The following is a 6,495-nucleotide window of genomic DNA, read 5'->3' as shown; positions in this document are numbered from 1 at the left end:
GCGTGATTGAAGTCGTTTGACGTCAGATCGTGCTGGACGGGCCGGCACCCGGGAAGGAGTGGCGGGACGCTCTGAGGAGGACCCGCACGGCGATGACGACGACGGCGGTCTCAGCTGGAACGGCGAGGAGGCCGAGGGGCTCCAGCCAGTTGCCGACTTCGTCGGCGAGCATCGGGAAGGGCACGAGTCGAGTGGCGACATATCCAATGACGGCCACGCCGCAGACCGCTGCGGAGGTGCTGTAGACCGCTGCTGAATCTCGGAAGGTCGCGGCGCCCGCCAGCATGAGGCACGCGATCGTCAGCAGGATGAACAGCACCCCCATGTACGGCGCCTCGCTCAGATGCGGTGGGATCAGTGGAACATGCGCGAGACCGGCAACCACGGCCAGCACCGCCAATAGCCACCGTTGCGGTTGACGCCGCGGCCTGAACATGAACGAGGGCACCTGTCGCAGGACGGCGATCATGCCGGGCATACTCCTCCCCTCCCTTGCTCGCGTGAAGTGTCAGGAGTGAAGGGTCCACGAGATCAGCAGTCCCGTCTGAGGCAGATGATGATGGCGGCCGGGCGGAGTTCCGCTGCAGTCGCTGGCGGATGAGCCGGTTCTGCATTCATCGGGTCGGCACCGCATCTTGACAGGCGCCGCTGGGCAGGGCCATGGTGAAGACGATCCGCCGACGAGCGGGCATCTCCCTGACGACCGGCCCCATGAACGCTCCCGGCCACCTTCGACTGTCCCAGTCCGCATCATGACGGATCGTCGATCGTCGATGGTAAGGGTCCGAATGAGCGAAGAGTCTCGGCGCGGCGGCCCGAACGGGCCACAGCGTCTCTGACAAGTCGAAACCACTTTCTCCGGGGTTCCCCGAATTCGCTGCTGTTCCGCAGTCGATTCAGCCGCGCTACGCGCTGCCTGAGCCGGCCGCCGCGCCGCCTTTGTGCTTGTCCCATCGGCCGTTCCGTAGGCCTGCCCACCCCGGGAGCAACCCGGGCCCAGAATCGCTTTACCCCAAGCCGAAAGGTAGAGATGATGACGTCTCACCCAAGAAGCAGGCCGCGCCCATTGCGGATCCTGATCGCCTTCCTCGCCGCCCTGTTCCTGCCGCTCGCGCTCACCGGCGCCGCGGCCTCATGGAGCGCCGGCGCTCACCACGAATCGCACCGCACCTGGACCGTCCAGGTCGGCAACGAGTCCCACGACCAGGCCATCCAGGGCATGGCGTTCCTGCCGGAGAACATCTACGTCAACGCGGGGGACACCGTGCGGTGGGACGCGAACTCCGCGGAGGTCCACACAGTCACGTTCCTAGCACGGGGACAGAAGCTAGCGTCCTTCGAGCCGTTCAACCCCAGCAACCCGATCGAGCTGCTGAAGGTGGGTGGCAGCTGGTACGACGGGAAGTCGTACTACAACTCCGGCGTCATGACGAACGTGTCCAACTCCGGGTTCCCGGCCACCGACGAATACAGCCTTCGCTTCCCGAAGCCGGGCAACTACGTCTACTGGTGCCTCGTCCACGGAGCCATGATGAAGGGTGTCGTGCACGTGCGGCACGAGGGCACCTCCTACCCGTACACGCAGGCACAGTACGACCGGTACAGCGCCCACCAGGCTCGGGCGATCCTCCGGGACGGCTACCACCTGTGGCACGAGACCGCGCAGATGGCGACGAGACATCTGGTGCTCGCCGGTAACGACGACGGCGTGGCGATGGTCATGCGCTTCGTCCACCAGACGATCCGTGTGCACGTCGGTCAGACGGTCACCTTCACCAATCCGGGTATGGGTGCACCGCACACCGTCACCTTCGGGACGGAGCCGAGCAACGCGTTCGTGCCGCTCGGTGACCCGACCCACTTCGCTGGCGGACAGCTCAACTCCGGGCTGATGGAACCAGGAGCGAGTTTCACCGTCACGTTCACCAAGGAAGGCACGTTCTCGTACATCTGCGCCCTGCACGACTACATGGGCATGGTCGGGAACGTCATCGTCGACGACTGAACTGGCCTCCACGACGACGCCTCGTTCGTCGTTGACCGGGCGCCCGCGGGCCGGATGGAGACATCCGGTCCGCGGGCGCCCGGCCCAGCGTGAACCTCGAGCAGACCGAGCAGAGGCCTCGATCGTGGTTGATGAGGTCTCGTAGGGCCGCGATGGTCTCCGGGGTGAGCGGCACGACTCGCGGCTTGTAGGCCTTCGGTCGCACCAGCACCCACCGACCCTCGAGAGGTTCGGTTTGCAGCGACGCCGCGACATCGATGGCGCGGTTCGCGCAGTCTGCGATGCGGCGGCCCTTCGCGCAGGTGCCGCGGCAGCCGTGCTTGTAGCCGGCTTCTGCCATGGTCCAGGAGATGGTGAGCCGCCCGGCCTCGAGGTCCACGTCACTGCATCGGAGGGCGCGGATCTCACCGTCCCGGGCACCGGACAGCAGCGCGAGGCTCCATCGCGGTTCGCCCAGCGCGAGTAGGGCTTGAGCCTCAGTGCGGGTGAGGGAATCGCGTTCGCTCGGCGCCTGCCGGGGGATGTCGACCGACTCGGCGACGTTGCGGACGATGAGGCCCTCATCGATCGCGTAGCTGAGCATCGCCGACAGCGTTCGGTGGGCCGCGGCGACCGTGGCCGGCCCGACGCCGCGGGAGAAGACCTCGACGTGCAGCCGCCGGACATGCGAGGGGCGAAGATCCGAGACGACGGTCTTGCCGAGCACGGGCACCACGTTGGTGGTCACGTTCGACCGGTGTGCCTGCAGGGTCTTCGGCTTCAACCTGCCTGCCGCGTCCTGCAGCCACCGGTCGGCGAGGTCCGTGACGCGGGTGTGATGATCCAGGGCGCCGCCGGTGGCGATCTCCTGCATGAGCTGGCGCAGTTTTCGGATGCACTCCTCGCGGCTCTTCGCGTGCACGTACCGCTGACGCCGTCGCCCGTCCGAGGTGAACCCGTCGTCGAGCACGCCTCGCCACAGGCCGCGGCCTTTCAGCTCGTACAGGGCGCCCTGCCCGTGGTCCCGTCGCTTCGGCACGGCCGCACACTAACTGCCTCCACAGGCCGCCGGTGCACACATTGGTGCACACATACGCGCGGCGCCCTGTGGTGCGCTGTGACGCCGACGACGAGGGCAATTCGGCCCCTGACCCGGCACTTCCCCCTTAGTTCCGCCGATTCGCCGATTCGCCGCCGTCGCGAAACGCCGATTCTTCTAATCCGTAGTCAGAACCTTGGAGCGTTGAAAGGGCCGTTCGGTGGTAAGGCCGAAACTCGTGTTCGATGCGGCCCAGATCGGATCGGAAGCGCGGGAGGCGAGGAGCGACAGGGGTGCTGATCTCTCGGTCGGCATCTCGGTCGGCCGTGTGGTCACCATGGCGTCAGTTGGGAACGACCGCCCCTGCGGCGCGAGGCGCGCCGACGTCCCTTGTGCAAAATGCGCACACCGTCGCCGCCTGGGGAATGGACGAGAGGCAGTGCGGGCAGTCTTGAACGGGCGCCGGCTGATCGGGGGTCGGCTTGAACCGCTCGAGCAGCCTGCTGAATGGCACGACGATGAGGAAGTAGACCACTGCCGACACGATCAGGAACGAGATCAGCAGGTTCAGGAAGTCGCCGTAGAGGAACTTCGAGTGATTGATCGTGAAGCTCAGCGCCGCGAAGTTGGACTTCCCCCCGATCGCGGCGATGAGTGGCGTGATCAGGTCCTTGACGAGCCCGGTCACCAGCGCGGCGAACGCAGCGCCGATGACGAACGCGACCGCGAGGTCGACGAGGTTGCCGCGCAACAGAAACTTCTTGAACCCACTCACGACGTCCGACCCTTCTTTCAACTGTGCGGTTGGCAACCGAGCCGAGTCTGTGCTGACGAACGGCGCTGCCCGTGCGTTTGCGGCTTGCCACTGTTGGTAGTCCCGTGCCGGGACATCTGTATCTGGGCTGACAGTAGCCCTTGACCTACACCCCGGGTAGGGCGTGGTTCGGCCTGACCCACGCCGGGGACGTGGGGACCTGGGCGGCGTCAGAGCCCTGCGCGATCCTGGAGTTGACCGGGCCGACGCCTGCGCCGGGCGTGCCTGCTGCAGAGAGGGCGACGTCGCATGGGATCGATCTACCCGTACTCGACGGCAGGTGGGAAGCGCTACTTCGTCGTCTACCGCAAGCCAGACAGGTCGCAGACGACGAAGCGGGGCTTCGCGACGAAGCGTGAAGCCCAGTTGTTCCTCGCATCGACCGAGGTCCGGATAGCGAGTGGGCAGTGGATCGACGCCGGGTCGGCGAAAGTGGCGGTCGGTACCCTAGGACGCGAATGGCTCGCGTCCCAGACGCACCTGAAACCCTCGTCGCGGCACGTCCTGGAGGTCGCTTGGCGCGTGCACGTCGAGCCCGTGTGGGGCCGCCGCGCTGTGGGGGAGATCCGACACAGCGAGGTCCAGGATTGGGTGGCAGAACTATCCAGCCGGAAGAGCGCCACGGTGGTCTTACGGGCGTACGGAGTTCTTGCTGGAGTCGTCGACCGTGCAGTCAAGGACCGACGGCTCGAGAGCAACCCGGTGCGAGGCGTCCACCTGCCCCGCAAGCAGTCGAAACCACGCCACTACCTGAGCCACCGCCAGGTGCGTCTGCTTGCACGCGAAGCACGCGGGCACGGGACGCTCGTTCTCCTACTGGCTTACACCGGGCTTCGCTGGGGCGAGGCCGTCGCACTTCGTGTCGGTGCGGTCGACCTGGACCGGCGCAGGCTCCTCGTCTCCGCCAACGCCGTAAACGTCGCCGGACGGATTGTGGCGGGAACGCCGAAGGGGCACGTGTCCAGAAGCGTGCCCATCCCAGCTTTCCTTGTCGACGACATGCGACGGCTGTGCGGAGGCCGACCGACCGAGGCCTTGGTGTTTGGAACGGGCGGCGCCTTCCTTCCCACGCCGACCCACGGGGACGGCTGGTTCGCCGGAGCTCGGACGCGAGCACGGCGAGCGGACCCCACGATCCCCTCGAACCTCGCGATCCACGACCTCCGGCACACGGCCGCGAGCCTCGCAATATCCGCCGGCGCGAACGTGAAGGCGGTCCAACGGATGCTCGGACACGCCTCCGCCGCCATGACGCTCGACACCTACGCCGACCTCTTCGATGACGACCTCGACGCGGTTGCGGCTGCCCTCGATCAGGCGAAGCGCGCCTCAGATGTTGTCAATTTGTTGTCAGAACCGCCGGAGGAGGAGCTCCCGGACGGGGCAGATCCGCATGATTCCGGGCTTTTCGAGCTCTAGAACGGCGTGCCCCTGGAGGGACTCGAACCCCCAACCGTTTCCTTAGGACGGAACTGCTCTTCCGTTGAGCTACAGAGGCGTGGCACGCGGACGTCCGCCAGTGTAGGCGGGGGAGCGGAAGGAGACCCGGATGATCGACGGCGACACCGAGGCACAGCTGCGCGAGCTCGAGGAGGGGCTGTGGCGGCCCGAGACGCGGTTCGACGAGCGCTGGATGCGACGGGTGCTCCATCCGGACTTCCTCGAGTTCGGGCGCTCCGGCCGCGTCTACGACCTTGCGGCGACCCTCGCCGCGGAGGCGGCGCCGTTCGGGGCTGAGCTGCCGTTGCCCGGGTTCACCGTGCGCGAGCCGGCGCCCGGCGTCGCGCTCGTCACCTACGTCAGCCGCGTCGTCCACGCCGACGGGGAGCCGCTCGCGGCCAACCGCAGCTCGCTGTGGGTGCGCGGCGACGACGGCTGGCGGCTGCGCTTCCACCAGGGCACGCCGGTCTGAGGCGGCTCGGCGCGGTCAGATCCCGGACGGCACCCCGACGCCGCGCGCCCACTTGGCCGCCGCTTCGGTGCGGCTGCGGGCACCGAGCTTCGTGCGGATGTGCTCGACGTGCTTCTCGACGGTGCGCGGCTCGATGAACAGGGCCAGCCCGATGTCGCGGTTGGTGCGACCGTCCGCGACGAGCGCCAGCACCTCCTGCTCCCGGACGGTGAGCGACCGGATCGCCTCCGCCACCTGCCACTCGCCCGCGCGGAGCCGGGCGTGATCGAAGGCCGGCCCGAGATGGGCCTGCAGCGACTCGGCCACGCAGCGGTCCCGCCGATCGAACGGATCCGCGTAGCGCTCGAGGACGATCCAGAACGACCGCCGGCTCGCGGACGCCGTCAGTGCCACCCGGTGGCCGTCCGGCGAAACCCGCACCGGCAGCACCGCCGCGCCACTCGACGCGGCCGCCTCAGGAGACTCGCCATCATGCGCTGAGCGGTCGGCCCACGCCGCCCTGAGGTCGTGCAGGTCGACGTGGTCCGCGGGCAGCAGTCGCTCGCAGGTCGTGGCGACCACATCGGGGAACGCCCGCGGGTCCGCGGCGCTGTGCAGTGCGAGCACCGCGGCGAGCACGCCCCACAGGTCGTCGGGGTCGAGCGGTGGGGCGTCGGTACGGGCGTCCGTCCGTTCGGCGATCGTCGGCATGTCGCGACCTCCAGCACGGCCCCTGGGGCGGCACCGCACGGTTCCGGACGCTACTC

7 protein-coding genes and 1 tRNA gene are annotated in these 6,495 nt (G+C 67.8%); 3 read left to right on the top strand and 5 right to left on the bottom strand.

What is annotated here, in order from left to right:
- Positions 1 to 22 precede the first annotated feature (22 nt).
- Complete coding sequence (locus VIG76_RS02640; protein WP_331950758.1) at positions 23 to 469, bottom strand: hypothetical protein; 447 nt, start codon at positions 467 to 469, stop codon at positions 23 to 25.
- Between the two features lie 597 nt (positions 470 to 1,066).
- Between VIG76_RS02640 and VIG76_RS02635 the strand changes: the two genes are divergently transcribed.
- Positions 1,067 to 2,005: a plastocyanin/azurin family copper-binding protein gene (locus VIG76_RS02635; protein ID WP_331950756.1), complete on the top strand. Its 939-nt coding sequence runs from the start codon at positions 1,067 to 1,069 to the stop codon at positions 2,003 to 2,005.
- On the opposite strand, the gene VIG76_RS02630 is transcribed toward VIG76_RS02635, so the two are convergent.
- The gene (locus VIG76_RS02630; protein ID WP_331950754.1) at positions 1,989 to 3,023 is read right to left on the bottom strand and encodes a site-specific integrase; all 1,035 of its coding nucleotides are present in this window, start codon (positions 3,021 to 3,023) and stop codon (positions 1,989 to 1,991) included. The genes VIG76_RS02635 and VIG76_RS02630 overlap by 17 nt on opposite strands.
- A gap of 343 nt (positions 3,024 to 3,366) precedes the next feature.
- A complete protein-coding gene (mscL, locus tag VIG76_RS02625; RefSeq protein ID WP_331950752.1) occupies positions 3,367 to 3,834 on the bottom strand; it encodes a large conductance mechanosensitive channel protein MscL in 468 nt (155 codons plus the stop codon).
- A 252-nt stretch (positions 3,835 to 4,086) separates the two neighbouring features.
- Between mscL and VIG76_RS02620 the strand changes: the two genes are divergently transcribed.
- On the top strand, positions 4,087 to 5,256 hold the full coding sequence (locus tag VIG76_RS02620) for a site-specific integrase (protein ID WP_331950750.1): 1,170 nt from the start codon (positions 4,087 to 4,089) through the stop codon (positions 5,254 to 5,256).
- A 7-nt stretch (positions 5,257 to 5,263) separates the two neighbouring features.
- Here VIG76_RS02620 and VIG76_RS02615 read toward each other — a convergent pair.
- Positions 5,264 to 5,335: transfer RNA gene (locus tag VIG76_RS02615), tRNA-Arg, on the bottom strand.
- Positions 5,336 to 5,386: 51 nt separating this feature from the next.
- On the opposite strand from VIG76_RS02615, the gene VIG76_RS02610 reads away from it, so the two are divergent.
- Positions 5,387 to 5,749, top strand: a complete 363-nt coding sequence (locus tag VIG76_RS02610) for a nuclear transport factor 2 family protein (protein WP_331950748.1) — start codon at positions 5,387 to 5,389, stop codon at positions 5,747 to 5,749.
- Between the two features lie 15 nt (positions 5,750 to 5,764).
- Here VIG76_RS02610 and VIG76_RS02605 read toward each other — a convergent pair whose 3' ends face one another.
- Positions 5,765 to 6,439 carry a helix-turn-helix transcriptional regulator gene (locus VIG76_RS02605; RefSeq protein WP_331950746.1) on the bottom strand — a complete coding sequence of 225 codons (675 nt, stop codon included), beginning with the start codon at positions 6,437 to 6,439 and terminating at the stop codon, positions 5,765 to 5,767.
- Positions 6,440 to 6,495: the final 56 nt, after the last annotated feature.

Source organism: Amnibacterium sp. (assembly GCF_036559085.1).
GTDB lineage: Bacteria > Actinomycetota > Actinomycetes > Actinomycetales > Microbacteriaceae > Amnibacterium.
Note: the sequence above shows the minus strand (reverse complement) of the source record. Positions and strands in the feature narration are given on the sequence as shown.